Here is a 26,144-nt window from a genome sequence, read left to right on the forward strand (position 1 = left end):
TTGGCCGCCCCCCGTGGGGAGGAAGGATTACCGGTAGCCGGCGGCTTCCATGGCGTCGTTGGTCAGCGCCTGCGCGTTTTCCAGCGCCTCGGCAACCGACTGCTGGCCGGCATAGACTTCCGCGAATTCCTGGCTGACCTCGGTCGCGATGCCCGCGAATTCGGGGATGGCCACGAACTGGATGCCGACATAGGGCACCGGATCGACCGTCGGGTTGGTCGGGTCAGCGGCCTGGATCGAGTTCAGGGTCATTTCCGCGAAGGGCACTTCCTGGTATTCCGGCGTCTCGTAAAGCGAGGTGCGCGCCCCCGGCGGCACGTTGGCCCAGCCTTCGTTCTCGGCAACCAACTCGATATAGTCCTTCGAGGTCGCCCACTCGATGAACTGAAGCGCCGCGTCGGCCTGCTGGGTGCCCGCCGGGATCGCCAGCGCCCAGGCCCAGAGCCAGTTGGAGCGCTTGTCCACGCCTTCCTTGTTCGGCGCCAGCGCAAAGCCCACGCTGTCGGCCACGCTCGAGTCGTTGGGGTTGGTCACGAAAGAGGCGGCGACGGTTGCGTCGATCCACATGCCGCAGCGGCCCTGCTGGAACAGCGACAGGTTCTCGTTGAACCCGTTGGTCGCATAGCCCGGGGGGCCGTAGCTGTTCATCAGGTCGACGAAGAAGGTCAGCGCCTCTTCCCACTCGGGCTGGTCGAACTGGGCGTTCCACTCTTCGTCGAACCAGCGCGCGCCGAAGGAGTTGGCGGTCACGGTGATGAAGGCGCCGCCTTCGCCCCAGCCGGGCTTGCCGCGCAGGCAGATGCCATAGACCTCGTTCGCGGGGTCGTGCATCGCGGCGGCCGCCTCGCGGATGAACTCCCAGGTCGGCGCCTCGGGCATCTCGAGCCCGGCGGCCTCCATCAGGTCGGTGCGGTACATGACCATCGAGCTTTCGCCGTAGAAGGGCGCGGCATAAAGCGTGCCGTCATGGCTCAGGCCGTTGCGCATGGCGGGCAGGATATCGTCGACATCGTATTCCGCCGACAGCCCGTCGAGCGGCACGAGCCAGCCATTGGCGCCCCAGATCGGCGTCTCGTACATGCCGATGGTCATGATGTCGAACTGGCCACCCTTGGTGGTGATGTCGGTGGTCACGCGCTGGCGCAGAACGTTCTCTTCCAGCGTGACCCACTCGACATTGATCCCGGTCGCCTCGGTGAAGCGGTCGGTATAGCCCTGCATGCGGATCATGTCGCCATTGTTGACCGTGGCGATCGTGATCGTCGTATCCTGGGCCGAGGCGGCGGCTGCGAAGGTGCAGAGCGCAAGAGCGCAGGACGCGCGAAGCGCGGTGGTGCGGGACATCCTTTTCCTCCCTGGTTTGGATGCTTTGTAGGCAGAAGGCTACGCAACAGGCATGGCCCGCGTCAACAAAAATCTTTACGCGCGTAAATTAGAGGCTTCACGCAGAGACGCGAAGGATCAGTCGCGCCGGGATCAGGGTCTCGTCGCGGGTCGAGAACCGCCCGCCCGCCTCGATCAGGGAAAACAGCGTTTCCATGCATTTGTCGGCCACCAACTCGTATTCATGCGCGGCCGTGGTCAGCGCCGGGCAGGTGAATCGCGAGAAGGGGTGATCGTCATGCGAGGCGACCCGAAGCGCGCATCCCTCGCCGCGCCCGACGCGCAGCCCACGCTCGTAGCAGGCCGACAGGAACCCGATGGCGAGTCGGTCGTTGCTGCACAGGATCGTGTCGGTGGGCAGGGCGCGCGAATCGATCAGCTCGATCGCGCCGCGCCGCCCGATTTCCTCGAAGCCCCAGCCTTCGCCCTCTACCTGGATCACATGCGGCTCCAGCCCCGCATCCTCCATCAGCTTCAGATAGGCGTGGCGGCGCTTGTTGGCGTTGGGGTTCGCGGGGGTGCGCATCTCGAAGAAGCAGGGTGGCGACCCGGTCCGGCACAGGTAGTCCACGGTCTGCTGCACAAAGCTGAAATTGTCCGATCCGACAAAGGCTTCGCCCATCCCCTCTACATTGCTGTCGAACAGCACGGTGGGCACGTCGCGGCAGAACCGCTCGATTGCGCTTCTGTCCGACAGGCGCCCCAGCGGCGCCAGGAACACGCCGGCGGGTTTCAGCGCGGTCAGCCCTTCGAGGATCTCGACCTCGAGTTTCTGCTCGCCATACGCGCTGTAAAGGATCGGGGAGAACCCCGCGCCGATGCAGCGGCGCTGAAGGATCCGCGCGATCTCGGCAAAGAAGGGGTCGGCCAGATAGGGCACCACGATGCCGACATTCTTGGTCAGGCTGCGGTTCTGGTTGACCGCATAGATGTTCGGGCGGAAGTCGTACCGCTCCAGCGCCTCCTCGATCCGCTCGCGCGTTCGCGCCCGCACGCTGGCCGGGTTGTTGAAATACTTGGATACGGTGGGCCGCGAGAGTCCGCTCAGCGCGGCGAACTCCTCCATGTTCCTGATCTTCTGTTCGCTCATCTCTCGCCCCGCGGGGCCCCGCGCGCCCCGACCGTCCTGACCTTGCAACCCTTGACAGGTTCCCCGAATATATTACGCGAGTAAAGATATCTCTTGTCGCGATTCCGGCTGCGTCGGTTTTCGCACCCGGCATGCCCCGATCTACGGCGAGAAGACGGTGCCCCACAATGGCGTCCCGGCCCGCCACCCGGGCGCCGCTGAACAGAACGTGTTTGAACCCAGCCCCGAATGACGCAATTCTGGCTTGGCGGGGCGGGCCGGTTGCGGTCTGAACCGTGGGGCGCCGCGCGGTGGCGCGCTTCGGGCAGGAACGGGGGTTGGGGTGAGTGAGGCATCGCGCAGGCTGACGGCGGGCGAGGCGAAAGGGCTTCGGACGGCCCGCGAACTGGAGGGGCATATCGCCTGGCTCGACACCTTCACGCCGGCCGCGCTCGGCGTGCTGGCGGTCGCCTCGGGCATCTACACCTATCTCGGCGTGTCCTCGCTGCTCGAGGATACCGGCGCGATGTCCTTCTTCGCCGCCGTGGCCTATTCGGTCGCCGTGTCCGTCGGCATCTTCGTGTTCTGGAGCTACATGCTGCGGCTGCTGCCCGCGATGCGCAGCGCCGCGGGCTTCATCGGGCTGACGATCTCGACCTTCGTGGGCTCGCTTGCGATCGTCGCGATGTCGAGCTGGCTGAACGCGGCGGCCTTGGCGGGTTCGGCGGCGGTGGAGCAGCATCTCGAGAATACCGTGCGCGACTACCAGGCGGCGCTGGAGCAGTCCCACGAGATCGCGCTCTCGGGCCTTGCATTGGGGCGCGAGGTGCAGCGCGCCCGCGAGGCGTTCGAGGCGCTGGCCGACCAGGAACGCTCGGGCGATCTGTCGGGCACCGCGGGCGAGGGGGCGGTGTTCCGGGTGCTGACCCAGAAGACCGAGGAGCTGCGCAACCTCGAGGAACAGATTGCCGCCGAACAGCCCCTGATCGACCAGGCCTTCGCCGAAGGAAACGCGATCCTTGGCCGGATGCGGGCGCTGACCGTGGCGCCCGGCCCGGTCGAACAGCGTTCGGTCGCCTTTTCCGAGGAAAGCGTGCGGCTCGCGGGGGTGATCGCCAGCCTCAACCAGTATTCCGTGGCGCCGCTGGTCGCGCGCGCGGCCGAGGATCTGCCGGCTTCGGTGGTGCTGCCGGAACTCGACGGGCGCAACGCCACGGTCCGGCAGGCGCAATCCTCGACCATCGGCTCTGTGCTGGATGCGCTCGACCAGCGCAGCGCCAGCCTGAGGCGCGCCGCAGACGAGGTGCTGGCGATCGAGCCGCCGCAGGAAACCGCCTACAACCCCATCTCAAGCGCCGACGCGGTGATCCGCTACGCGGGCAATTTCGTGCCCTCCTGGGCCGGCGCCATCGCGATCGACCTGTTGCCGGGGATCCTGGTGTTCGTGCTTGCCATCACCCAGTCAGCGATCCGCAGCGGGCGCGACGGGCTTTCCATCGAAGAGACGCTGACGCTGGCCGATCTGAAAGCCGCGATCAACGCCATGCGCGACGTCGAGGCGTCGATGGGTGCGGCCGATGCCGAGATCCTGCGCCGTGCGCTGCCCGAGCAGGACGCCCCTGGCCCCCGTCGTGACGCGGCCGAGTAAAGGCGTATGGCGGCACCTGGAATGACCATCGGCAGAAGCCTGAAATTCGTGCTTCTGGGGCAGGCGGTGCTGGCGGTGCTGCTGGTGGTGGCCGATATCGACGCCCGCTGGTTGCCCCGCTTCGCCGGGGAACGGACCCTGCCAACGGGGCCGGTCTCGCCCGGTGACCAGGTGCGCCCCTACGACCCCGCGCGCACGGCGCCCGGCTTCACCGACCGCCCCGCCCCGCCGGGGATCGACCTGCCCGCCGACATGCCGGCGCGCATGCAGTTCGAAACGGTGCCGGTCGCGGGGATCGGCGATGCGCTTCTGCTCAACGGCCCCGTGACCCCGGGCGATGCCGACCGGCTGGCCGCGCATCTGGCCAGCCTTGCCGCGCCGCCCGAGGCCATCGCCCTCAACAGCCCCGGCGGCGTGGTGGCCGAGGCGCTGGCGATGGGGCGGCAGATCAGGCAGGCGGGGGCCGACACGGTGATGCTGCCGGGCATGTTCTGCCTGTCGTCCTGCCCCTACATCCTGGCCGCGGGCGATGCGCGCCGCGTCTCGCGCGGGGCGGCGGTCGGCATGCACCAGCACTATTACGACGCGCCCGGCTTCATGCCGGTCTTCCTGGCGGTCGAGGGTATCCAGCACGGGCAGGGCCTGACCATGGAGTACCTGATCGAGATGGGCGTCGATCCGGCGCTCATGCGCCATTCGCTGAACACGCCGCCCGAGGAAATCTACCTTCTGGTCGAGGAAGAGTTGCGCGAGACGCGCCTTGCCACCGAGATGACCGACTAGGCCGCGCGCCCGTCGAGCCCCAGAAGATGGTCGAGCGACAGCCGCCCCGGCCCCGCGCGGATCACCACGAGCAGCGCCACCGCCCAGAGCCCGTGAGTCACCCAGGCATCCGGAAACACGAAGACCTGGATCACCGCGGTCATGGCCAGCAGCCCCAGCGCCGACAGCCGCGACATCAGCCCCAGCACCAGCAGCACCGGCAGCAGATGCTCGGCCAGCGTCGCCATCACCGCCGCCCAGGCGGGCGGGATCAGGGGCAGGGCGTAGACCTGCTCGAACAGGAACCAGGTGGCGTCCTTGATCTCCAGCCCCTCGACCTTGGTGCGGCCCGATTGCCAGAACACCACCGCCGGAAAGACCCGCGCGGCCAGCGCCACCAGGTCGGCGGGCACAAGGCCCGCCAGCCCGTTGATGCGCCGGATCAGCCCGCGGGCGCTGCGCGGCGCGGGGGCCGCGGTCGTGGTTGCATCGGTCATTCTGCGTCTCCGTGAGTGGTGCCGGTGATGAGCCCGTGGCGCAGCAGAAGCGTCAGGGCAGGGGTGGGATCGCCATGCGCCGCCGCGTCCCCCAGCGGCGCGCCGGCGGCAAGGGCCGTCAGCACCGCGTGGGTGTCGGGCGCCAATGGCGCGACGATCACCGAAAGATCGGGCGCGCGGGCGATCAGCGCATGATCGGGGCCCGGCGCGATCGGCGCGGGGCCCGCGCCCGGCTGGTGCGCCTGCCAGATCCGCACCGCCGGGTGGCGAAAGGCAGGCAGCGCCACCGACGGGTGCAGCGCAAGGCGCAGCGTCTCCGGCTCGGGCACCGCAAGGGCACCGGGCGGCACCGGCGGCGCATCCGCCGCGTGATAGGCGCGCCCCCGCGCCAGTTCCAGCGTCGCCACCTCGCCCAGATAGGGCAGGTGCGCGACGGGGGGAAAGCGGTCCAGAAAGCCGGGAAAGCCATCGCCCCAGGTCAGCAGGACCGGGTCGCGCGGCGGTGAGTCCCCGATGAAGACCCGCGCCATGGCGGTGAAGAACTCCCCGCCCAGCAGCGCCTCGATCACCGGGAAGCGCGCGGCCAGCGCCCGGCTCAGCCCGTGCTGCACGTTGTTGCGATAGACGGCGAAGCGCCGTGCCACCTCGGCCCGGTCGGGGGCGGTCAGCCCTGCGGGCGCCTCGCCCGACCAGAGCGCCGCGTGAAACGCCTGCTCGCCCTTTGCGTGGGCAGGATCAGGCCGCATCGGCGGCCTCGCGGGGCTGGCGGTCCAGGATCGCCTGCGCGCGGGCGGCCTCGGCCAGAAGCGTGGCGAAACCGGGCAGGTCGGTGTCCCATTCGATCAGCGTGGGCAACGGGCCGGTGCGCGCCAGCACCTCGGCGTAAAGCGTCCAGACCGGATCGGCCACCGGGCTTCCATGGCTGTCGATCAGCAGCGGGCCCGAGGGCAACTCCTCGGTGTCGTGGCCGGCAAGATGGATCTCGCCCACCGCCGCCAGCGGAAAGGCCGCCAGGTAGGCGCGCGGGTCGAAGCGGTGGTTGATGGCCGAGACGAAGACGTTGTTCACGTCCAGAAGCAGGCCGCAGCCGGTGCGCCGGACGATCTCGGCCAGGAAATCGGTCTCGGACCAGGTGGAGTTGTCGAAGGTCACATAGGTCGCCGGGTTCTCCAGCAGCATCCGCCGGCCAAGCGTTTCCTGCACCTCGTCCACATGGGCGCAGATCGTGGCCAGCGTGCCGGAGGTATAGGGCAGGGGCAGCAGGTCGTTCAGCCAGGCCGCGCCATGGCTCGACCAGGCAAGGTGTTCCGAGAAGCTTGCGGGCTGGTAACGGTCGAGCAGGTGTTCCAGCCGCGCCAGGTGGTCACGGTCCAGCCGGCCCGCCCCGCCGATCGAGAGCCCCACGCCGTGGATGGACAGCGCGTGATCCCGGGCGATTTCCGCCAGCATGGCATGCGGCGCGCCGCCCGCGCCCATGTAGTTCTCGGCATGCACCTCGTAGAAGCCGACGGCGCCGGGGGCGGCTGCGATGTCGCGGTAGTGCTCGGGCTTGAAGCCCAGGCCGGCTTTGGCGGGAAGGCGGGTCATGGCTTTCTCCTGTCGGGGTGCCGGGGCGGGCGAGGGGCCCGCCCCGCAGCTTCGGATCACGCGGGCGGCAGGTCGCGCTCGAGCGCCTCGAGCGAGCCCATGCGCGCTCCGCCATCGGCCATCGCGGGCAATTCGATCGAGGCGCAGGTGCCTTCGGGCACCAGGGTCCAGGCATTGCCCTGGTAGTCCACCGTCGAGGTGCCGGCGCAGGTCGTGCCGGGGCCGGCCGCGCAGTCGTTCTGGCCCGCGAGCGAGACGCCGAAGCACTTTTCCATCGGCTCGGACTGGGCATGGGCGAATCCGGCGGCCAGCGACAGCGCGGTCGCGACGGAGGCTGCAAGCGGAAGCGAAAGGGTCTTCATGGTCATGTCGAATGAACTCCTGTTGGGGGGAGGCCTGAATGCGTTCCCGAAAGGCAGGTCGGAAAGCGCGGCGGGCGTGTTACAGGGCTCACGCGGACGTGAATTCGGGCGCCGGAAGAAATGACCGCATCCCGCCGGCGGTTCCGCGTAACAATTCGCCCTGCCGCTCCGAATGGAAGGAGGATGAGACTGGAACGTGTCGCCACCTGGGAAGAGCTGATGCGTGCGGCCAACCGCGGCGACGCGCTGGCCTATCGCGAGTTGTTGCGTGCGATCACGCCCGTGCTGCGCGGCATCGTCCGGGCGCGCGGCACCGTGCTGGGGCCGGAGGGATGCGAGGATATCGTGCAGGAAGTGCTTCTGGCCGTTCATCTCAAGCGCCACACCTGGCGCGAGGACGCCCCGCTCAGGCCGTGGCTTTATGCCATCGCGCGGCACAAGGTGGCGGATGCGTTCCGGGCGCGGGGCGCGCGGGTCGACCTGCCGATCGAGGATTTCGCGGATCTGCTCAGGGCCGCGGACGAGCCCGACCCGCTGCTCTCGCACGATCTGGACCGGGTGCTGGGCGCGCTCGAACCCCGCGCGGCCGACATCGTGCGCGGCTTCGGGATTCGCGGAGAGACGGTTGCCGAGACGGCAGAGCGGCTCCAGATGAGCGAGGGGGCGGTGCGGGTGGCACTGCACCGGGCGCTGAAAAGCATCGCGCGGCTGCGCGAAAGGATGATGGAATGAAGACCGACGACCTGATCGCGGCGCTTGCCGCCGACACGTTGCAGCGCCCCGGCGCGGGCCGGCGGCTGCTGCGCGCGGCCCCTCCCGCCGCGGCGCTGTCGGTCCTGGCGCTGCTTGCCTTCTGGGGCCCGCGCCCCGATCTGGCGGCGGCGCTTATGTCGGTTGCGGTCCTCAAGCACCTGTTGCCGCTGGCCCTTGCCGCGCTGGCCGCGACGCTGGCCTTGTGGCTGTCGCGCCCCGAGACCCGGCCGGGCGGGCGCGCGACGCTGCTGTTGGTCTATGGTGGGGCGCTTGTCGCGGGTTTCGGCGTGGCGCTGGCGCGCGGCGGGGCCCCCGGGGTCGACGCGGCGCTGGCCAATCCGACGCTGGTGACCTGCCTTTACAGCATCCCGCTTCTGGCGCTGCCGATGCTTGCGGCCACGCTCTGGGCGCTGTCGAGCGGCGCGCCGCAGCGCCCCGCGCTCAGCGGTGCCCTGGCGGGGCTGGTCTCGGGCGGCGTGGCGGCGGCGATCTATGCGATCTACTGCGACCAGGATGCGGCGCTGTTCGTGCTGCCCGCCTACGGGACCGGGATCCTCGTGATGACCGCGCTGGGCAGCGTCATCGGCGCGCGCGTCCTGCGCTGGTAGGCCAGATGCGCCATTGACGGCCGCGCCCCGGATGGCGCAAGGGGCGGGCGCAGCCCCTGATCCGCGGACCCGCCGGCCATGACCCAGAACCCCTATGACGCGCCCGGCTTTCACGACGCGGCGATCCGCGCGGGCCGCCACCGCGACGTGGTGGGCGGCCGCTGGGAAGAGACCGGGCGCATCCAGATGGAAATCCTGCTGGCGGCGGGGATGCGGCCGTCGGACCGGCTTCTCGACATCGGGGCGGGGGCGCTGCGGCTGGGCTGCAAGGCGGTGCCCTTCCTCGAGCCGGGGCACTACTGGGCCACCGACGCCTCGCGCGCGCTGATGCTGGCGGGAAGAACCGCGGAATTGCCCGACCCTTCGCGCCTGCCCGAGGAGCGGCTGATCGAGGATGCGGATTTCGCCTGTCCCGGCGTGCCCGACACGATCGACTACGCCATCGCCTTTGCCGTGTTCCCGCATCTGCCGCTGGCCTATCTGCGCCGGGCGCTGGTGAACCTGTCCCGCCTGACGCGGCTGCGCTGCCTGATGTTCACCGTGTTTCTCGTGCCCGACGCCGCCCGTGCCGTGACGCCGTACCGCCAGGCGGACGGGGTGGTGACGCATGACCTGCGCCCGCCCTATCACCTGCTGGAGGCGGATGTGCACCACATGGCGCGGGTCACGGGATGGGCGGTGGAGCGGTCCGACCGGATGCTGCCCCGCGGGCAGGTGCTGTTCACGGCCAGGCGCGGGTCCCCCTCAGCCTGAGGGCTTGCGCCGGGGCAGGGCGCTCGAATGCCGCTCCACCAGCTCGATCGGCAGCACGATGCTTTCCGGCCGCCCGCCGCCCGAGATCTGGCGCAGCATCGCGGCCACGGTCTGGGCGCCGATCCCTTCGGAGGGGATGTTGACGGTGGTCAGCGACGGCGAGACATGGGCCGCCAGTTCCACATTGTCGATGCCCGCGACCGAGATGTCGCTGGGCACCCGGATGCCGCGCGCCTGGCACTCGGCCATGGCGCCGATGGCGATGACGTCCACCGTACCGATGATCGCGGTCGGCCGGTCCGCCAGTTCCAGCAGCACCGCGCAGCCGCCACGCCCGCCGGGAACCGACAGCGGCTGCTCGGTCACATGGGCCGCCGGAAGCGACAGCCCCGCCTCGGCCAGCGCCGCGCGGATCCCGCGCAGGCGTTCGGCCTGCCGGTCGTTGTGGCGCAGGTTCCCGGTGATGACGCCGATCCGGCGGTGGCCCAGTTCAAGCAGGTGGCGCGCGACCAGCAGCCCCGCAAGGTGATTGTCGACGCCGACGATGGGGTGGTCGTCGCGGCCGCACCACATCTGCAGGATCGGCACGCCCGCCGCGTCGATCATCCGCCAGGTCGCCTCCAGCCGGTCGCCGCCCACCAGGACCAGTCCATCGACGCCGTGCGAGAGCAGCTTTTCCACCGCCGCGAGTTCCGAGGCCGGGTCGTATTCATGCGACGCCACCAGCAGCTGGAACCCGGCTTCCGCCAGGTTGCGCTGCATTTCCTGAAGGGTCGATGCGAAGACCGGGCTGTTGAGGGTGGGGATCACCACGCCCACGGTGCTGGTGCGCCCCGAGGCCAGCGCGCGCGCGGCGCGGTCGGGGACATAGCCCAGGCTGCGCGCGACCGCCAGAACCCGTTCCAGCGTGTCGTCGCGGACCAGTTCGGGCTGCGACAGGGCGCGCGACGCGGTCGCGACGGAAACGCCCGCCTCGCGGGCGATATCGGTCAGGCCGGGACGGGATCTGCGTGCCATCTGAGGATGCCATGAAAATCTTTTCATTCATTTCATACAGCAAGGCATCGCGACATACAACGCATCCACATTTTTCGTTGACGCAATTTCTGAAAAAATGTAAACGCTTGCAAAAGACAAGAACAACAAACAAGAACACCAGAGGGGAGGGACATGTGTCGAGACGCATGAAGATCGGGGCGGCCACGATCCTGTGCCTTACCGTCCTGTGGTATGTCGCCACGACCCTGCTTGGCCTGATCGCGCCGGGCCGCTTCCCGTCCCCCGCCGCCACGCTGACCGCGCTGAACCAGGTCAGCATCGCGGGGTATGCCGGCGGCACGCTGATCGAGCATGTGCTCAACTCGCTGAAGCTGGTGGCGATGGGCTTCATCGTCGCGATCGTCACCGGGGTCCCGCTCGGCCTGCTGATGGGCTGGAGCCGCCGGGCCGAGGCGCTGATCAACCCCGTCTTTCTCATCATCCGCCCGATCCCGCCGCTCGCCTGGATCCCGCTGGCCATCCTGTGGCTTGGCCTGGGCGACTCGGCCAAGGTCATGGTGATCTGGTTCGCGGCCTTCGTTCCTTCCGTCATCAACGCATATGCGGGCGTGCGCACCATCGAGCGCCCGGTGCTCGAGGCGGCCGCCATGCTGGGAACGCCCGGCCCGCGCTTCGTGCGCGAGGTGCTGGTGCCTGCCGCAAGCCCGATGATCTTCACCGGGCTTCGCCTGTCGCTTCAGGCTAGCTGGACGACGCTGGTCGCGGCCGAACTGGTGGGCGCCTTCTACGGGCTGGGAAGGGTGCTGAACGTGGCGCAGCAGGATCTCTATCCCGGCATGATCCTTGTGGGCATGATCGCGGTGGCGATCCTGGGCTGGGCCACCACCAAGCTTCTGGCCATGGCCGAGGCGCGCGCGCTGGGCTGGAACCAGGCCGCGGCGCTGGCGGGGAGGGGCTGAACCATGACCGGACGCATCGATCCCATTCAGGTGCTGCTTCTGGGTCTTGCCGGGCTTGCCGCCTTCCTCGGCCTGTGGTTCGGGCTGACCGCCAGCGGCATCGTGCCGAACCTGTTCCTGCCGACGCCCGTCGAGGTGTTCGACCGCTTCACCACGCTTCTCGACCGGCGCTTCGCGGGCGCAACGCTGCCCGAGCACCTGGCCGCCAGCTTCATGCGCTTCGCCTACGGCTTCCTGCTGGCCGCCGTGATCGGCGTGCCGCTGGGGCTGCTGATGGGCTGGTTCCGCCTGCTGGACGAGATCGTCTCGCCCATCTTCGACGGGCTGCGCTTCATCGCGCCCATCGCCTGGGTGCCCTTCGCGGCGCTTTGGTTCGGCACCGGCATCGGCGGCCCGATCATGATCATCTTCGCGGGCGCGTTTCCGCCCTGCGTGATCAACGCCTATCGCGGCGCGAAATTCGTCGACCCCCGGCTGATCGAGGCGGCGAACATGCTGGGCACGCCCAACCGCCGCGTCATCACCGAGATCCTGCTGCCCGCATCCGTCCCCTCGATCATCTCGGGGCTGCGGGTGTCGGCGGGGCTGGGCTGGCAGAGCCTGGTGGGGGCCGAGCTGATCGTCGCTTCCCGCGGGGTCGGCTACATGATGGTCCAGGGCCAGGCCAACGTCTCTACCACCACCGTCATGGCGGGCATGATCGCGATCGGCCTCGTGGGTCTCGCCCTCGACAGCGCCCTGCGCCTTGCCGAGCGGCTGATCCTGCGCCGCCGCGGCCTCGAGACCTGAGGAGAATTCAGATGGGTGTCATCCGTTTCGAGAATGTGGGCCGCGTGTTCGGGTCCAAGGCGAAACCCTTCGTGGCGCTGAAGGAGATCGACCTGGAGGTGCAGGACAAGGAATTCGTCGCCATCGTCGGCCCCTCGGGCTGCGGCAAGACGACCTGCCTGCGGCTGGTGGCGGGCTTCGACTTCCCCTCGTCGGGCAAGGTGCTGGTGGATGAAAAGGAAATCCGCCGCCCCGGGCCGGAACGCGCGGTGGTGTTCCAGCAGTTCGCGCTGTTCCCCTGGAAGACGGTGCACGACAACATCGAGCTGGGCCTGCGCAACCAGAACGTGGCCAGGTCCGAACGCGAGGACCGGATCAACAGCATCCTCGAGCTGATGAACCTGACCCGCTATGCAGGCCATTTCCCGCACCAGCTTTCGGGCGGCATGCAGCAGCGCGTGGCGATCGCCCGGGCCTATGTGCTGGATCCCGACGTGCTGCTGATGGACGAGCCGTTCGGCGCGCTGGATGCCCAGACCCGCGTGGTCATGCAGGAGGAACTGGTGCGGCTGGCGCGCAAGAACCCGCGCACCGTCCTGTTCATCACCCATGCCGTGGAAGAGGCGGTCTACCTGGCCGACCGCGTGGTCATCATGACCCGCGCGCCCGGCCGCATCAAGGAGGTGCTCGACGTCGCCTCGATCCGCAAGTCCGAGAACTGGGACAGCTACGAGAAGATCGAGGACGTCATGGACCTGGAGAGTTTCGTGCACCTGCGCACCCATATCTGGCGCAGCCTGCGCGAGGAGAAGGCGGCGCAGACCGCCTGAGAGAAGACCCGGAAAACCCAACAAGGAGGATGAGATGAACAACCGGATAGCGGGCCTCGGCCTTGCCGCGCTGATGGCAAGCACCAGCCTGCCCGCAGCGGCGCAGGACCTGACGCCGATCAACATCAGCTACCAGCCCGCGCTCTACTGGGCGCTGCCCTTCTACGTCGCCACCGAAAAGGGGTGGTGGGCCGAGCTTGGCCTCGAGCCGTCCTTCAGCACCTTCCCGGCCGGCGCGCCGCAGATCGCCGCCGCCCAGGCGAACGACTGGGACGTGGGCGGCACCGGGTCGGTCCCGGCCGTCCTGGGCGCCGAGCGTTTCGGGCTCAAGACCGTGGGCATCACCAATGACGAGTCGGCCGCCAACACGCTGATGGCCCGCAACGACGTGCTCGAGGGGCTGAAGGCCGATCCGTCGTCGATCGCGGGGCAGAGCATCCTGATCACCACCAACTCCACGGCGGATTACGCCGCGCAGGCCTGCCTGCGCATGTGGGGCGTGGACACCTCGGCGGTCGAGTTCGTGAACCTCGCCCAGGCGCAGATCATCTCGGCGATCATCTCGCGCAACGGCGATATCGCGGGGGTCTGGGCGCCCAACACCTATACCCTTCAGGAACGCGCCGACAGCGACTACCTGTGCTCGGGCGCCGATGCCGGCGCGATCGTGCCGGGCGCGCTGGTGGTGCGCCCCGGCTTCGCCGAGGAAAGCCCCGAACTGGTGGCCCGCTTCCTGGCCGTCTACCTGCGCGGCTGGTCCTGGGCCGAGGCCCATCCGGAAGAAGCCCGCGAGATGCTGGTGGACTTCTACTCCGAGGGCGGCGTCGAGATTTCCGACAGCGCCGTCGAATCCGAGTTCGCGATGCGCCCGACCTTCCTGCTGGACGAGCAGCTGGCCATCCTCGACCGCGCCGACGGTCAGGCGGACGTGGACGAGTGGCTGGGCAATATCGGCGGCTTCATGGCGTCCGTCGGCACCTTTGCCGCGGCCCCCGCGCCTGCCGATTTCATCGACCCGAGCTTCATGCAGATGGTAGCGGACGACCCCGATCTGGCCGCCTTCGCCAACCGTCAGGACTGACACCGCGCCCCGCCGCGCCATTCCTGCGCGGCGGGGCCCCCATGCACGAGAGAGAACGATGACGATTACCTATCTCAAGAAGGCGACCAAGACTCCCGAGACGGAGACCGGCAACGCGCAGGCGGTGGTCAACGAGATGCTGGCCCGCATCGAGGCCGAGGGCGAGGAGGCCGTGCGCCACTATGCCAAGGCGCTCGACAAGTGGGATGGGCCGATCGTCGTCACCCGCGAGGAAATGGAGGCGCGCGCCGCCGAAGTGCCCGACCAGGTCCGCGAGGACATCGCCTTCGCCGCCGGGGAAGTGCGCCGCTTCGCGCTGGCGCAGAAGGAGTCGATCCACGAATTCGAGCAGAAGATGGGCTCGGGCCTGATCGTGGGGCAGAAGATGATCCCCTGCAACGTGGCCGGCTGCTACGTTCCCACCGGGCGCTATGCGCATATCGCGTCCGCCTACATGTCGGTGGCGACCGCCAAGGCCGCCGGCGTCAAGACCGTGATCGCCTGTTCCACCCCCTACCGGGGCGGCGGCATCCATCCCTATGTGCTTTACGCGATGAAGGTGGCGGGCGCCGACATGGTGCTGACGCTGGGCGGCGTGCAGGCCATCGCCGCCATGGCCTACGGGCTGTTCACCGGCAAGCCCGCCGACATCATCGTGGGCCCCGGCAACAAGTATGTGGCCGAGGCCAAGCGCACCCTGTTCGGCAAGGTGGGCATCGACGTCTTTGCCGGCCCCTCGGAAGTGGGGATCCTGGCCGACGACACCGCCGATCCGGAAATCGTGGCGGTCGACCTGGTGGGGCAGGCCGAGCATGGCCATGAAAGCCCGGCCTGGCTGTTCACCGATTCCCGGACCCTGGCCGAAAAGGTCATGGCGCGCGTGCCCGAACTGATCGACGACCTGCCGCAGCCCGCCCGCGACGCCGCAGGTGCTGCCTGGCGCGACTATGGCGAGGTGATCCTGTGCGACACCCGGCAAGAGCTGGTCGAGGTGTCGGACCGCTACGCGAGCGAGCATCTGGAAGTGCATTGCCGCGACCTGGACTGGTGGCTCGACAACCTGACCAACTACGGCTCGCTGTTCCTGGGCGAGGAAACCACCGTCGCCTTCGGCGACAAGGCGTCGGGCCCGAACCACATCCTGCCCACCAAGTTCGCCGCGCGCTATTCGGCGGGCCTGTCGGTGCACAAGTTCCTCAAGCCCCTGACCTGGCAGCGCGCCGACCGCGAGGCGTCGAAGACGCTGTCGCTGGCGACTGCCCGCATCTCGCGGCTCGAGGGGATGGAGGCGCATGCCCGCACCGCCGACGTGCGGATGGCGAAATACTATCCCGGCCACAATTTCGACCTGGGCCGGCCCGTCGAATCCGTGGAGTGAGCCACGGAAGATGACCTCGGACGGGCAGCACATCGACCTTGGCGCGCCGCCACCGATCCCGGCGGAAGCGCAGGCCGCCGTGGCCGAACTGCTCGTCCGGGGCCGCCTGCACCGCTACGGCGAGTCGGGCGCCCCCCCGGGCGCGGCGGCCCGGCTCGAGCGCGCCTTTGCCCGGCTGATCGGGGTACCCTACGCGGTCGCCGTGAATTCCTGCGGATCGGCCATGTATCTGGCGCTGCTGGGCGCGGGCGTGAAGCCGGGCGACCCGGTGCTGATGGGCGCCTTCACGCTGGCCCCGGTGCTGGGCGCCATTGCGAACGCGGGCGCGCGCCCCGTCGCGGTCGAGATCACCGCCGACCTGGTGATCGACCCCGCCGACCTGGAGGAAAAGGCCGCCGCCACCGGCGCGCGGCACCTGCTGGTGTCGCACATGCGCGGGCATGTGGGCGATCTGGACCGGCTTGCCGCGATCTGCGACCGGCTGGGCATTTCGATGATCGAGGATTGCGCCCACACGATGGGGGCAAGTTGGGCGGGCCGGCCCACCGGCAGTTTCGGGCGCGTGGGCTGCTTCAGCTTCCAGCAGGCCAAGCATGTGAACGCGGGCGAGGGCGGCATCCTTGTCACCCGCGACCCCGACATCGCCGCCCGCGCGATCCTGATGTCGGGCAGCTACATGCTCTACGCCCAGAACGGCACCTGCCCGCCGGACGCGGTGATGGAGCGTTGGCGCGACCGCTGCCCCAATTTCAGCCTGCGCCTGTCCGAGATCGCGGCGACGCTGGCGCTGGCGCAGCTCGACGCCTTGCCGGACCGGGCGCGCGACTGGAACGCCACCCATGACGCGCTGGCAGCAAGGCTGGGCGCGGTGCCCGGCCTGCACCTGCCCCAGCGGCCCCCGCAGGAGGAATATGTGCAAAGCTCGCTCCAGTTCCGGCTGCCGGAATTCTCGCGGGACCGGATCCGGCGCTTCGTGGCCGACTGCCGCGCGCAGGGCCTGCATGTCAAATGGTTCGGCGCCGACCGGGCCGAGGGCTATACCAGCGCGCCCCGGCACTGGGGCGATCTGCCCGGTCATCCGGTGGCCCCGGCGACCCAGGCGATCCTGGATACGCTGGTCGATATCCGCCTGCCCCTCGGCCTGAACGACAACGCCCGCGACCGCATCGCCGCCATCGTGGCGGCGGCAGTGCAAGCGGCCCCTGACCCGGTGAGCACATGAGACTTTCGGCGCTGTTCGACCTGTCCGGCCGCACGGCCATGGTGACGGGCGGAAGCTCGGGCCTGGGGCTCGAGATGGGCCGCGCGCTGGGGCTTCAGGGCGCGGCCGTGCGGCTGGTCGCCCGCGGCGGCGCGCGCCTCGATGACGCCGCCTCGGCGCTGATCTCGGAAGGGATCGACGCCGCGGCGTTGCCCGCGGATCTGGGCGATCCGGACGCGATCCGCGCGCTGGCGGAACAGGCGGGCGCGGTGGACATCGTGGTGAACGCCGCCGGCATGAACCTGCGCCAGCCCTTCGGGCAGGTCACGCCCGAGGCGTTCGACCTGCACATGGCGATCCATCTGCGCGCGCCGTTTCTTCTGACCCAGGCGCTTGCGCCGGGAATGAAGGCGCGCGGCTGGGGCCGGATCATCAACCTCGCCTCGCTGCAATCCGCGCGCGCCTTCGCCAATTCGGCGCCCTATGGTGCGGCCAAGGGCGGCGTGGTGCAGCTGACCCGCGCCATCGCCGAGGCGTGGTCGGCCCATGGCATCACCTGCAACGCCATCGCGCCCGGCTTCTTTCCCACGCCCCTGACCGAGGCGGTGTTCGCCAACGAGACGCTGGCCGCGCGCAACGCCGCCCAGACCGCGATCGGGCGCAACGGCCGGCTGGAGGATATAAGGGGCGCCACGATCTTCCTTGCCTCCGACGCGTCGGCCTACATCACCGGCCAGACGCTTTATGTCGATGGGGGGTTCACCGCGAAATGAGCAGCATCATGCAGGCGCTTGTCTATACCGCCCCGAACACGCTGGAAGTGACCGACGCGCCCCTGCCCGTGCCGGGGCCGGGCGATCTGCTGGTGCGGGTCCACGCGGTGGGCATCTGCGGGTCCGACATGCATGCCTATCACGGCCATGACAGCCGCAGGCCCGCGCCGCTGATCCTGGGCCACGAGGCGGCGGGCATCATTGCCGAGGGGCCCCGCGCGGGCGAGCGGGTCACGATCAATCCGCTGGTGGTCGATCCCGACTGCCCCGCCGCGCGGGCGGGCCGGCCGCATCTGTCGCCCACGCGGCAGATCATTTCCATGCCGCCGCGCCCCGGCGCCTTTGCCGGTTTCGTGACGATCCCCGCGCGCAACGTGCTGCCGGTGCCCGATGCGTTCGATCTGCAGCGTGCCGCGCTGGCCGAGCCGCTGGCGGTGGGCTGGCACGCCGTGCGCATCGGTCTCGAACGTCTCGACCAGCCCTTGCGCGATGTCACCGCGCTGGTGCTGGGCGGGGGCGCCATCGGGCTGGCGGCGGCGCTGGTGCTGCGCCGCGCCGGCGTGCGCGCGCTGCATGTGGCCGAGCCGCATCCCGAGCGCCGGGCGCTTATCGCGGGGCAGGGCGGGATGAGCGCCTATGACCCGCGCGAGGGCGATGGGATCGACGCGCCCGACCTGGTGATCGACGCGGTGGGCACCGAGGCCACCCGCGCCGCCGCCTCGCGCCTGGTGCGGCCCGGCGGCGTGATCGTGCATGTGGGGCTGCTGCCCGGCGAGAGCGGCTTCGACATCCGCCGCATCACCCTGCAGGAGATCACGCTCATGGGCTCCTACTGCTACACGCCGGGCGATTTCGCCGACACGCTGGCCGCCATGGTGGCAGGAGAGTTGGGGCCGCTCGACTGGTTCGAGACGCGGCCCCTGGCAGAGGGCCCTGCGGCCTTTGCCGATCTGGATGCGGGCCGGGTGGCGGCGGCCAAGATCGTGCTGCTGCCGGACGGGGCGTAAGCGCCCGATCAGCCCGAAAGCGCAAGGACCAGATCGCCGCTCAGGCTGCGATCGCGCACCAGCGCGGCATTGGGCATGTCGTTGCCCTCGACCTTGGCGGATGCCTCTGCATCAGGCAGGCCCTCGTCCCGCCAGCGCGCCATGAGGCGGGCGCGCAGCTCTTCCTCGGGCACGTCGATCCGCACCGAGAAGTTCCAGTATTCCTTGAGCCGTGCCCAGGGGTCGGCGTCGAGCAGCAGGTAATTCCCCTCGAACAGCACGAACTCCGTCTCCGGGCCCAGCACGGCCGCGCCCGCGATGGCGATGTCGCGGGGGCGGTCGAAGACCGGGTAGACCACCTCCTCGCCGCCCGCGATCCGGGAGACGAGATGTAGGAAGCCGGCCGCGTCGAAGGTTTCCGGCGCGCCCTTGCGCGACAAGAGCCCGCGCGCCGACAGCACCCGGTTGTCGAGATGGAAGCCGTCCATCGGCACCACCGCCGCAGTTCGGCCCAGCTCGGCCAGCCGCCGCGCCAGCACCTCTGTCACGGTGGACTTGCCCGCACCCGGCGGGCCGGCCATCGCCACCAGCTTGCGCGGGCCTTGCAGGGTCAGAAGGTGTTGCAGCGCGCGGTCGGCAAGGGCGTCAGGCGTGGACGGCATCGGGTTTCATCGCTCCGGTCATCAGGGCCACGGCATCCGACATCGATATATCCGACGGGTTCACGACCGTAAGCCGCTTGCCCAGCCGGTGGATGTGGATGCGGTCGGCCACCTCGAACACATGCGGCATGTTGTGGCTGATGAGAATGATCGGGATGCCGCGCGCCTTCACGTCCTGGATGAGTTCCAGCACCTTGCGGCTTTCCTTGACGCCAAGCGCGGCCGTCGGCTCGTCAAGGATGATGACCCGCGACCCGAAGGCCGCCGCACGGGCCACGGCCACGCCCTGGCGCTGGCCGCCCGACAGGGTCTCGACCGCCTGGTTGATGTTCTGGATCGTCATCAGCCCCAGCTCGGTCAGCTTCTCGCGGGCGATGCGCTGCATGGCTGGCCGGTCGAGCATGCGGAACCATTTGCCCAGGATGCCGGGGCGGCGCAGCTCGCGGCCCATGAACATGTTGTCGGCGATGGACAGCGCCGGGCTCATGGCAAGCTGCTGGTAGACGGTTTCGATCCCGGCCGCGCGCGCGTCGTTGGGAGAGGTGAACCGCACCGGTCGCCCGTCCAGCCAGACCTCGCCCTCATCCGGGATGGTCGCGCCCGAGACGGCCTTGATCAGGCTCGACTTGCCCGCGCCGTTGTCGCCGATCACGGCCAGGATTTCCCCCGGCATCAGGTCGAAGTCGCAATTGTCGATGGCGGTGACGCGGCCGTAGCGTTTCACAAGGCCGCGGGCTTTGAGAATGGGTTCCATCAGACCGATACCCTCCGGATCCACTGGTCCACCGCGACAGCGGCGATGATGAGCATGCCGATCAGCAGGTTCGTCCATTGCGGATCGGCCCCGGCAAGCCGCAGGCCGAGGGTGAACACCCCCACGATCAGCGCGCCGAACAGCGCCCCCAGGATCGAGCCGCGCCCGCCGAAAAGCGAGATGCCCCCGATCACCACGGCGGTGATGCTTTCGATGTTGGCAAGCTGGCCCGAGGTGGGCGAGACGGACCCGATCCGCCCGATCAGCGCCCAGCCGGCAAAGGCGCAGATGGTCCCCGCCAGCACATAGACGGAAATCAGCGTGCGGCGCACGTTCACGCCCGACAGCCCCGCCGCCTCGGGGTCGTCGCCCACGGCATAGACATGGCGCCCCCAGGCGGTGAAGCGCAGCGCATAGGCCAGCACCAGCGCCAGGATCAGCATGAAGATCACGCCATTGGTGAAGATGGCGCCGCCGATATCCACCCGCTCACCGAAGAATTGCAGGATCGGCGCGTTCGCCTCGATGTCCTGCGCGCGGATCGTCTCGTTGCGGGAATAAAGGAAATTCGTCGCCAGCACGACCTGCCACATGCCCAGCGTCACGATGAAGGGGGGCAGGCGCACGATCGCGACCAGCATGCCGCTGATCAGCCCGCAAAGCGCCCCGCAGGCCAGCCCGCACAGGACGGCGATCTGGGGGGGCAGGCCGTAGCGGAAGGTGAACTGCCCCATCACCACCGAGGACAGCACCATCACCGCGCCCACCGACAGGTCGATGCCCGCGGTCAGGATCACCAGCGACTGCGCCAGCGCCACGATGCCGATGATCTGCACCTGCTGAAGGATCAGCGTCAGCGCAAAGGGCGACAGGAAGCGCTCTCCCAGCAGCAGGCTGAAGCCCACCACCGCCGACAGAAGCACGATCAGCGGCACCAGCGAGGGGGTGACATGCAGCGTGTGTTGCAGGCGCCTGGCGAAGCCGCGGCGCGAGTCGTGGAACTCGGCGACCGTATCGGCGGCGGTGGCGGCACTTTCATGGCCGTCTGACATGGGTTGCATTCCTCCCGGTCAAGGCACATCCGCCCGCCGCTTTCGCGGCGGGCGCGTCTTGCGTCAGGGCAGGGCGATCAGCCCCAGCACAGCTCCAGCCCCTCTGCGGAGGAGATCGACGGGACCCCCTCGACGGGCGCATCGGTGATAAGCTGCACGCCGGTGTTGAAGAAGTCGAGCCCCGGCGAGGTTTCCGGCAGGCTGCCGTCGGCGGCATGGGCCGCGATCGCCTCGATGCCCAGCCGCGCCATGTCGAGCGGGTACTGCTGCGCGGTCGCGCCGATCACGCCCTCGGCCACGTTGGTGACGCCCGGGCAGCCGCCATCCACCGAGACGACCAGCACGTCGTTCTCGCGCCCGATCGCGCGCAGCGCCTCGTAGGCGCCGGCGGCGGCGGGTTCGTTGATGGTGTAGACCACGTTGATGGTGGGATCGATGGCGAGCAGGTTCTCCATGGCCTGGCGGCCGCCTTCCTCGGAGCCGGCGGTCACGTCATGGCCCACGATGCGCGGGTCTTCCTCGTCGCCCCAGCGGTTCGGGTCGCCCAGCTCGATGCCGAAGCCGGTCAGGAAGCCCTGGTTGCGCAGCACGCCCACGGTGGGCTGGCTCACGGCGATGTTCAGAAGCCCGATGCGGGCATTCGCGGCCTCGTCGCCAAGCTGGCCCGCGGCCCAGGCGCCGATCAGGCGGCCGGCCTCGAAATTGTCGGTGGCGAAGGTGGCATCTGCGGCGTCCGCGGGCGAAAGCGGCGTGTCGAGCGCGATCACCAGAAGCCCCGCCTCGCGGGCCTGCTCCACCGCGGGCGTGATCGACGAGGTGTCCGAGGCGGTCAGCAGGATGCCCTTGGCGCCGCTTGCGATGCAGGTCTCGATGGCCGCGACCTGGGTCTCGTGGTCGCCGTCGAACTGGCCGGCAAAGGCCATCAGCTCGATGCCCAGCGCCTCGGTGGCGGCCTCAGCGCCCTCGCGCATCTTCACGAAGAAGGGGTTGGTGTCGGTCTTGGTGATCAGGCAGGCGGACATGGGCTCGTGTCCGGCCGCGAAGGCGGCGCTTCCGGCCGTCAGCGCGATGGCACCCGTCAGCAGGGCCGTGGTGGTTTTCCTCAACATCGTTTCCTCCCATGGAACGGTAATTTCCTGTGTTGGCGGGCGCGACCATCGGCGGATGGGGGCGGGTTGTCAATAAATAACTTCCAGAGAGTTATTTAATTGGCCGCCGCAGTCGATTGCACTTGCGCGGCCGCGAAGGATCGGCACATTGCACGGTGATGGATCATGTGCCGGAACAGGACGCCGGTGCCGGGACGTGGCCGCAGCCCGGTCGCGGCACAAACCAGAGCGGGATGCGCGAGCATAACGAGCGGCTGGTCCTTACCCTGTTGCGGCGCCGCGCGAACCTGGCCAAGGCCGACATCGCCCGCGAGACGGGCCTGTCCCCGCAGACCGCCTCGCGGCTGATCGGCACGCTCGAGTCGGAGGGGCTGATCCTGCGCGGCAAGCCGCAGCGGGGCCGCATCGGCCAGCCCTCGGTGCCGCTCTCGCTCAATCCCGAGGGGGCCTTCTTCCTGGGCCTCAAGGTGGGCCGGCGCACCACCGAGATGGTCGTGACCGATTTCATGGGCCGCATCCTCGACCGCGAAAAGCGGCTTTACGGCTATCCCGATTTCGACGCGGTGATGGAGTTCGCGCGCGGCTCTGCCGCGGCGCTGTGCGCGCGGATGCCGGCCGGGCATCGCGACCGGGTCGCGGGGCTGGGGGTGGCGATGCCCTTCCATTTGTGGAACTGGGCCGCGATGATCGGGGTCGCGCCCGAGCGGATGGCCAACTGGCAGACCCGCGACCTGGGCGCCGAACTGCGCGCCGTGCTGAGCATTCCGGTCTTCGTGCAGAACGACGCCAGCGCCGCCGCCAGCGCCGAGCTGGTCTTCAGCCGCAAGCCGCTGCCGGCGAGTTTCCTGTGCTTCTACCTGGCCTTCTTCGTGGGCGGCGGGCTTGCGCTGGGCAACCGGCTCTATACCGGGGCGACCGGAAACGCGGCGGGTTTCGGGCCCCTGCTGGTGCCCGATCTTGACGGGGTGATCCGCCCGCTCATCGACATCGCCTCGCTTGCGAGCCTCGAGCAGAGCCTTCAGCAGGAGGGGTGCGATACCGTGCAGCTCTGGCGCGCGCCCGAGGGCTGGGACCTGCCGCAGGCCACGCTGGAGGCATGGGTCCGGCGGGCCGCGCATGGGCTGGCGCACGCGATCCTGGCCACGCAGACCATCCTCGATCTCGAGGCGGTGCTGATCGACGGCTGGCTGCCCAGGGCGCTGCTGGACCGGCTGACCACGCAGATCCGGGCCGATCTCGACGCGATCGACATGACCGGCATGGCGCGCCCCGATGTCGGCGCCGGCACGGTGGGCGTCGATGCCCGCGCGCTGGGCGCGGCCAGCCTGCCGCTGAGCGCGCGTTTCCTGGTGGACTGAGCGCGGCGGACCGCGCCCGGGGCGGGCCGTCACCAAACTGTCACCGAGTGTCGCTAATCCGCGCCCATGCAGGATATCGCGCTTTCCGGGCTGACCCGACATTTCGGCGCCGTCCCCGCGGTGGACGGCGTCACGCTGTCCGTGCCGGGTGGGGCGTTCTTCGCGCTTGTCGGCCCCTCGGGCTGCGGCAAGACCACGCTTCTGCGGCTGATCGCAGGTCTCGAGGCGCCCGATGGGGGCACGATCCGGCTGGCCGGGCGGCTGGTCGCGGGCGGCCCCCGGTTCATCCCCGCGGAAGAGCGGGGCCTTGGCATGGTGTTCCAGTCCTACGCGCTCTGGCCGCACATGACGGTGGGGCAGAACGTGGCCTTCGGGCTGGCGCTGCGGTCGATGCCGCGCGCGGCGCGGGCCGCGCGGGTGGCCGAGGCGCTGGCGCTGGTGGGCCTGGCCGACATGGAGGACCGCCTGCCGCACCGGCTGTCGGGCGGGCAGCGGCAGCGGGTGGCGCTGGCGCGCAGCCTTGCGCTGCGGCCCGGGCTGATCCTGCTCGACGAGCCGCTGGCCAATCTCGACGCGCATCTGCGCCAGACCATGCTGTCGGAATTCCGCCGCATCCACCGCGAGGCCGGGACCACCTTCGTCTTCGTCACCCACGACCAGAACGAGGCGATGGCGCTGGCCGACCGGGTCGCCGTCATGGACCGTGGCCGGATCGAGCAGGTGGCCCCGCCGCAGGACCTGTTCGCGCGCCCCGCCACGCCGATGGTGGCGCGTTTCGTGGGCGGCGGGCGCACGGTGCCCGTCGATGTGCTGGGCCGGACCCCCGCGGGCTGCACCCTGCGGCTTCAGGACCGGCTGCTCGAGGTGCCGGGCGCGGCCGCGACCGGCCCGGGCTGGCTGTGCCTGCGCGCCCGCGACCTGACGCCCGCCCCCGCGCGCGACGCGCAGCGCCTGTCGGCAAGGGTCGTCGACCAGCGCTTCGAGGCGGGGGACTATGTGCTGTCGCTGGCGCTCGACCGCGTCGAGGGGGTGACGCTCGAGACGACCTCGCCCACCCCGGCAACGCTGGGCGCGACCCTGGACGTGGGGCTGCGCGGCGGCTGGGTGCTGCCAAGGGCCGCCTGAGCCGATGCCGCGCCTGACCGCGCTTTCGGGGTTCGATGCCAAGGGACCTGCCTGCTTCCTGCTGGAAATCGGCGGCCGCCGGCTGCTGCTCGACCTGGGCGAGGGGCCGGACCACGCGGCGCGCCCGGATCTTTCGGGGCAGGCGCCGGTGGATGCGATCCTCGTGACCCATGCCCATGCCGATCACGCGGGCGCGCTGGACATGGCCGGGCAGCTTGGCGACCCGCCGGTTCATGCCACTGCCCCGGCCATCGCCCTTGCGCCCAGGCTTGCCGGGGCGCGCGAGCTTCCCCTCGGCGCCAGCGTCATCGCCGGGATCCCGGTCGAGACCGGGCTTGCGGGCCATGCCCCCGGCGCGGTCTGGCTCAGGATCGGCGGGCCCGGGGGGCTGGTCTATACCGGCGACACCAATGCCGAGGGCGGGCTGTTTCCCTGTACGCCGCCGCCACCGGCCGCGGCCCTGGTCTTCGACGCCTCCTACGGGGCGGACGATGCGGGACTGGCCGACCAGCGCGCGGCGCTTCAGGCGCTGGCGGCGAGGGGGCCGCTGCTGCTGCCCGCGCCCGCGGGCGGCCGGGGCCTCGAGATGGCGTTGGCCTTTCTCGAGGCGGGCCACGAGGTCGCGCTCTGCCCCGCGCATCTGTCGGCGGCGGCGCGGCTGGCGGGTTTCGGTCCGTGGCTTGCCCCCGGCGGGGCCGGGCGGCTTGCGCGGCTGGCCGCAAAGGCCCGCCCGCTGGAGATCGGCACCCCCGCCGCGGGCGTGATGATCGCGGCCGGCCCCAATGCCGAAACGGGCTTTGTGGCGGCGCTGGTCGGGCGTGGGGACGCGCGCATCGTCTTCACCGGCCATCTGGGGCAGGGCACGCCCGCCGCGGATCTGGTGGCCGGGGGGCGCGCGCGGTTCCTGCGCTGGAACGTGCATCCGCGCCTGTCGGATCAGGCCGCCATCCTGAAGGCCGTCGCCCCGCGCACGGCGCTTCCCGCCTTTCTCGGGCCCGGGGGGCGGCGCGCGCTGGCAGGCGCCTTGCCGGGCGCGCCGCTTTCAGAAACAGATGTGCTTGCATGGTAGCGCCGCTTTTCCAGTCCGATTTCCTGTTCCTGCGCCACGGGCGCACGGCGCTGAACGCGGCCGACCGGGTGGCGGGCTCCACCGATGTCGAGCTGGACGAACTGGGCCATGCCCAGGCGCTGGCCGCGCGCGACGCGCTGGCGGCCGAGGCGCTGGCCGCGATCTGGGTCTCGCCGCTTCTGCGCGCGCGCCAGACCGCCGCGGCGGTGGCGGCGGCGCGCGGACTGACACCCGCCATCCTGCCGGATCTTGCCGAACGCGACTGGGGCGCGTGGGAGGGGATGCCGCGCGCGGGGCTCGACCGCGACGCGACCCCGCCGGGCGGAGAGGCGCCGGCCATCTTCATCTCGCGCGTGCTGGGCGCGCTGTCGCGCATCGAGGGGCCGTTCCCCGCGCTGATCGTGGCGCATTCCGGCGTTGCCCGCGTGCTGGCCGCGGCACTCTGCCCCGCTCGGCGCTTGCGGCGGCCCGAGAATGGCGAGGCGGTGCGCTGGCAGCGGCTGGAGGGGGGCGGCTGGCGCCCCGTGTCGATCAGCTTTCCCGAGCTTCCGGTCCTGTCACCGAACTGACATGCGCGCGTCACGCAGCCGTAACCGGGCAGGCATAGTCACGCGGCGA

General features: G+C 69.9%; 28 protein-coding genes. 17 read left to right on the forward strand and 11 right to left on the reverse strand.

Annotation, left to right across the window (positions count from 1 at the left end; genetic code table 11):
• Positions 1-27 precede the first annotated feature (27 nt).
• Complete coding sequence (locus HMH01_RS15270) at positions 28-1,344, reverse strand: ABC transporter substrate-binding protein (RefSeq protein WP_171326660.1); 1,317 nt, start codon at positions 1,342-1,344, stop codon at positions 28-30.
• Positions 1,345-1,441: 97 nt separating this feature from the next.
• On the reverse strand, positions 1,442-2,473 hold the full coding sequence (locus HMH01_RS15275; RefSeq protein WP_171326661.1) for a LacI family DNA-binding transcriptional regulator: 1,032 nt from the start codon (positions 2,471-2,473) through the stop codon (positions 1,442-1,444).
• 322 nt (positions 2,474-2,795) lie between these two features.
• Between HMH01_RS15275 and HMH01_RS15280 the strand changes: the two genes are divergently transcribed.
• Both HMH01_RS15280 and HMH01_RS15285 read left to right on the forward strand, forming a co-directional pair.
• The gene (locus HMH01_RS15280; RefSeq protein WP_171326662.1) at positions 2,796-4,100 is read left to right on the forward strand and encodes a hypothetical protein; all 1,305 of its coding nucleotides are present in this window, start codon (positions 2,796-2,798) and stop codon (positions 4,098-4,100) included.
• Positions 4,101-4,121: 21 nt separating this feature from the next.
• On the forward strand, positions 4,122-4,883 hold the full coding sequence (locus HMH01_RS15285) for a COG3904 family protein (protein ID WP_171326663.1): 762 nt from the start codon (positions 4,122-4,124) through the stop codon (positions 4,881-4,883).
• Here the strand turns inward: HMH01_RS15285 and HMH01_RS15290 are convergent.
• From HMH01_RS15290 to HMH01_RS15305, 4 genes are read right to left on the reverse strand one after another with little or no spacing between them, the layout of a single operon-like run.
• Entirely contained in the window at positions 4,880-5,359 is a 480-nt protein-coding gene (locus HMH01_RS15290; protein ID WP_171326664.1) for a DoxX family protein, read from the reverse strand. The two genes, HMH01_RS15285 and HMH01_RS15290, sit on opposite strands and share 4 nt — an antisense overlap.
• Positions 5,356-6,105 carry an HvfC/BufC N-terminal domain-containing protein gene (locus HMH01_RS15295; RefSeq protein ID WP_171326665.1) on the reverse strand — a complete coding sequence of 250 codons (750 nt, stop codon included), beginning with the start codon at positions 6,103-6,105 and terminating at the stop codon, positions 5,356-5,358. Before HMH01_RS15295 ends, HMH01_RS15290 begins: the two co-directional genes overlap by 4 nt.
• Positions 6,095-6,946, reverse strand: a complete 852-nt coding sequence (gene bufB, locus HMH01_RS15300) for an MNIO family bufferin maturase (protein ID WP_171326666.1) — start codon at positions 6,944-6,946, stop codon at positions 6,095-6,097. Before bufB ends, HMH01_RS15295 begins: the two co-directional genes overlap by 11 nt.
• A gap of 56 nt (positions 6,947-7,002) precedes the next feature.
• A complete protein-coding gene (locus HMH01_RS15305; RefSeq protein WP_171326667.1) occupies positions 7,003-7,314 on the reverse strand; it encodes a BufA1 family periplasmic bufferin-type metallophore in 312 nt (103 codons plus the stop codon).
• 177 nt (positions 7,315-7,491) lie between these two features.
• On the opposite strand from HMH01_RS15305, the gene HMH01_RS15310 reads away from it, so the two are divergent.
• The 3 genes from HMH01_RS15310 (at position 7,492) to HMH01_RS15320 (ending at position 9,422) form a co-directional block, all read left to right on the forward strand.
• Positions 7,492-8,040 (forward strand): sigma-70 family RNA polymerase sigma factor, encoded by a 549-nt coding sequence (locus HMH01_RS15310; protein ID WP_171326668.1) that lies wholly within the window; start codon positions 7,492-7,494, stop codon positions 8,038-8,040.
• A complete protein-coding gene (locus HMH01_RS15315; RefSeq protein WP_171326669.1) occupies positions 8,037-8,669 on the forward strand; it encodes an NrsF family protein in 633 nt (210 codons plus the stop codon). Before HMH01_RS15310 ends, HMH01_RS15315 begins: the two co-directional genes overlap by 4 nt.
• A gap of 78 nt (positions 8,670-8,747) precedes the next feature.
• Entirely contained in the window at positions 8,748-9,422 is a 675-nt protein-coding gene (locus HMH01_RS15320; RefSeq protein WP_171326670.1) for a class I SAM-dependent methyltransferase, read from the forward strand.
• On the opposite strand, the gene HMH01_RS15325 is transcribed toward HMH01_RS15320, so the two are convergent.
• A complete protein-coding gene (locus HMH01_RS15325; RefSeq protein ID WP_171326671.1) occupies positions 9,414-10,439 on the reverse strand; it encodes a LacI family DNA-binding transcriptional regulator in 1,026 nt (341 codons plus the stop codon). The two genes, HMH01_RS15320 and HMH01_RS15325, sit on opposite strands and share 9 nt — an antisense overlap.
• Positions 10,440-10,594: 155 nt before the next feature.
• Between HMH01_RS15325 and HMH01_RS15330 the strand changes: the two genes are divergently transcribed.
• Genes HMH01_RS15330 through HMH01_RS15365 form a run of 8 tightly spaced genes read left to right on the forward strand, consistent with a single transcriptional unit; the run spans position 10,595 to position 18,418 of the window.
• Positions 10,595-11,380, forward strand: a complete 786-nt coding sequence (locus HMH01_RS15330; protein WP_216366896.1) for an ABC transporter permease — start codon at positions 10,595-10,597, stop codon at positions 11,378-11,380.
• Positions 11,381-11,383: 3 nt separating this feature from the next.
• Complete coding sequence (locus tag HMH01_RS15335) at positions 11,384-12,169, forward strand: ABC transporter permease (protein WP_171326672.1); 786 nt, start codon at positions 11,384-11,386, stop codon at positions 12,167-12,169.
• 11 nt (positions 12,170-12,180) lie between these two features.
• Positions 12,181-12,978 carry an ABC transporter ATP-binding protein gene (locus tag HMH01_RS15340; protein WP_171326673.1) on the forward strand — a complete coding sequence of 266 codons (798 nt, stop codon included), beginning with the start codon at positions 12,181-12,183 and terminating at the stop codon, positions 12,976-12,978.
• Positions 12,979-13,012: 34 nt separating this feature from the next.
• A complete protein-coding gene (locus HMH01_RS15345; RefSeq protein WP_171326674.1) occupies positions 13,013-14,059 on the forward strand; it encodes an ABC transporter substrate-binding protein in 1,047 nt (348 codons plus the stop codon).
• A 58-nt stretch (positions 14,060-14,117) separates the two neighbouring features.
• On the forward strand, positions 14,118-15,437 hold the full coding sequence (gene hpsN, locus HMH01_RS15350) for a sulfopropanediol 3-dehydrogenase (RefSeq protein ID WP_171326675.1): 1,320 nt from the start codon (positions 14,118-14,120) through the stop codon (positions 15,435-15,437).
• 10 nt (positions 15,438-15,447) lie between these two features.
• On the forward strand, positions 15,448-16,659 hold the full coding sequence (locus HMH01_RS15355; protein WP_171326676.1) for a DegT/DnrJ/EryC1/StrS family aminotransferase: 1,212 nt from the start codon (positions 15,448-15,450) through the stop codon (positions 16,657-16,659).
• Entirely contained in the window at positions 16,656-17,411 is a 756-nt protein-coding gene (locus HMH01_RS15360) for an SDR family NAD(P)-dependent oxidoreductase (protein WP_171326677.1), read from the forward strand. The genes HMH01_RS15355 and HMH01_RS15360 overlap by 4 nt, the downstream gene beginning before the upstream one ends.
• Before the next feature lie 8 nt (positions 17,412-17,419).
• Positions 17,420-18,418, forward strand: coding sequence for a zinc-dependent alcohol dehydrogenase (locus HMH01_RS15365; protein WP_171326814.1), 999 nt, complete (start codon positions 17,420-17,422; stop codon positions 18,416-18,418).
• An 8-nt stretch (positions 18,419-18,426) separates the two neighbouring features.
• Here the strand turns inward: HMH01_RS15365 and HMH01_RS15370 are convergent, their stop codons facing one another.
• The 4 genes from HMH01_RS15370 to HMH01_RS15385 form a co-directional block, all read right to left on the reverse strand.
• Complete coding sequence (locus HMH01_RS15370; RefSeq protein WP_171326678.1) at positions 18,427-19,059, reverse strand: nucleoside triphosphate hydrolase; 633 nt, start codon at positions 19,057-19,059, stop codon at positions 18,427-18,429.
• The gene (locus HMH01_RS15375; RefSeq protein ID WP_216366897.1) at positions 19,043-19,813 is read right to left on the reverse strand and encodes an ATP-binding cassette domain-containing protein; all 771 of its coding nucleotides are present in this window, start codon (positions 19,811-19,813) and stop codon (positions 19,043-19,045) included. The genes HMH01_RS15370 and HMH01_RS15375 overlap by 17 nt, the downstream gene beginning before the upstream one ends.
• Positions 19,813-20,865, reverse strand: a complete 1,053-nt coding sequence (locus HMH01_RS15380) for an ABC transporter permease (protein ID WP_171326680.1) — start codon at positions 20,863-20,865, stop codon at positions 19,813-19,815. The genes HMH01_RS15375 and HMH01_RS15380 overlap by 1 nt, the downstream gene beginning before the upstream one ends.
• A 77-nt stretch (positions 20,866-20,942) precedes the next feature.
• The gene (locus HMH01_RS15385) at positions 20,943-21,974 is read right to left on the reverse strand and encodes a substrate-binding domain-containing protein (RefSeq protein WP_171326681.1); all 1,032 of its coding nucleotides are present in this window, start codon (positions 21,972-21,974) and stop codon (positions 20,943-20,945) included.
• Between the two features lie 158 nt (positions 21,975-22,132).
• Here HMH01_RS15385 and HMH01_RS15390 point away from each other — a divergent pair, with 158 nt between their 5' ends.
• The 4 genes from HMH01_RS15390 (at position 22,133) to HMH01_RS15405 (ending at position 26,095) form a co-directional block, all read left to right on the forward strand.
• Positions 22,133-23,332 (forward strand): ROK family transcriptional regulator, encoded by a 1,200-nt coding sequence (locus HMH01_RS15390; RefSeq protein ID WP_246237448.1) that lies wholly within the window; start codon positions 22,133-22,135, stop codon positions 23,330-23,332.
• 66 nt (positions 23,333-23,398) lie between these two features.
• On the forward strand, positions 23,399-24,457 hold the full coding sequence (locus HMH01_RS15395; RefSeq protein WP_171326682.1) for an ABC transporter ATP-binding protein: 1,059 nt from the start codon (positions 23,399-23,401) through the stop codon (positions 24,455-24,457).
• Between the two features lie 4 nt (positions 24,458-24,461).
• A complete protein-coding gene (locus HMH01_RS15400; protein ID WP_171326683.1) occupies positions 24,462-25,526 on the forward strand; it encodes an MBL fold metallo-hydrolase in 1,065 nt (354 codons plus the stop codon).
• Complete coding sequence (locus HMH01_RS15405; protein WP_171326684.1) at positions 25,520-26,095, forward strand: histidine phosphatase family protein; 576 nt, start codon at positions 25,520-25,522, stop codon at positions 26,093-26,095. Before HMH01_RS15400 ends, HMH01_RS15405 begins: the two co-directional genes overlap by 7 nt.
• The last annotated feature ends 49 nt before the right edge of the window (positions 26,096-26,144 follow it).

The organism is Halovulum dunhuangense, assembly GCF_013093415.1.
Lineage (GTDB): Bacteria > Pseudomonadota > Alphaproteobacteria > Rhodobacterales > Rhodobacteraceae > Halovulum > Halovulum dunhuangense.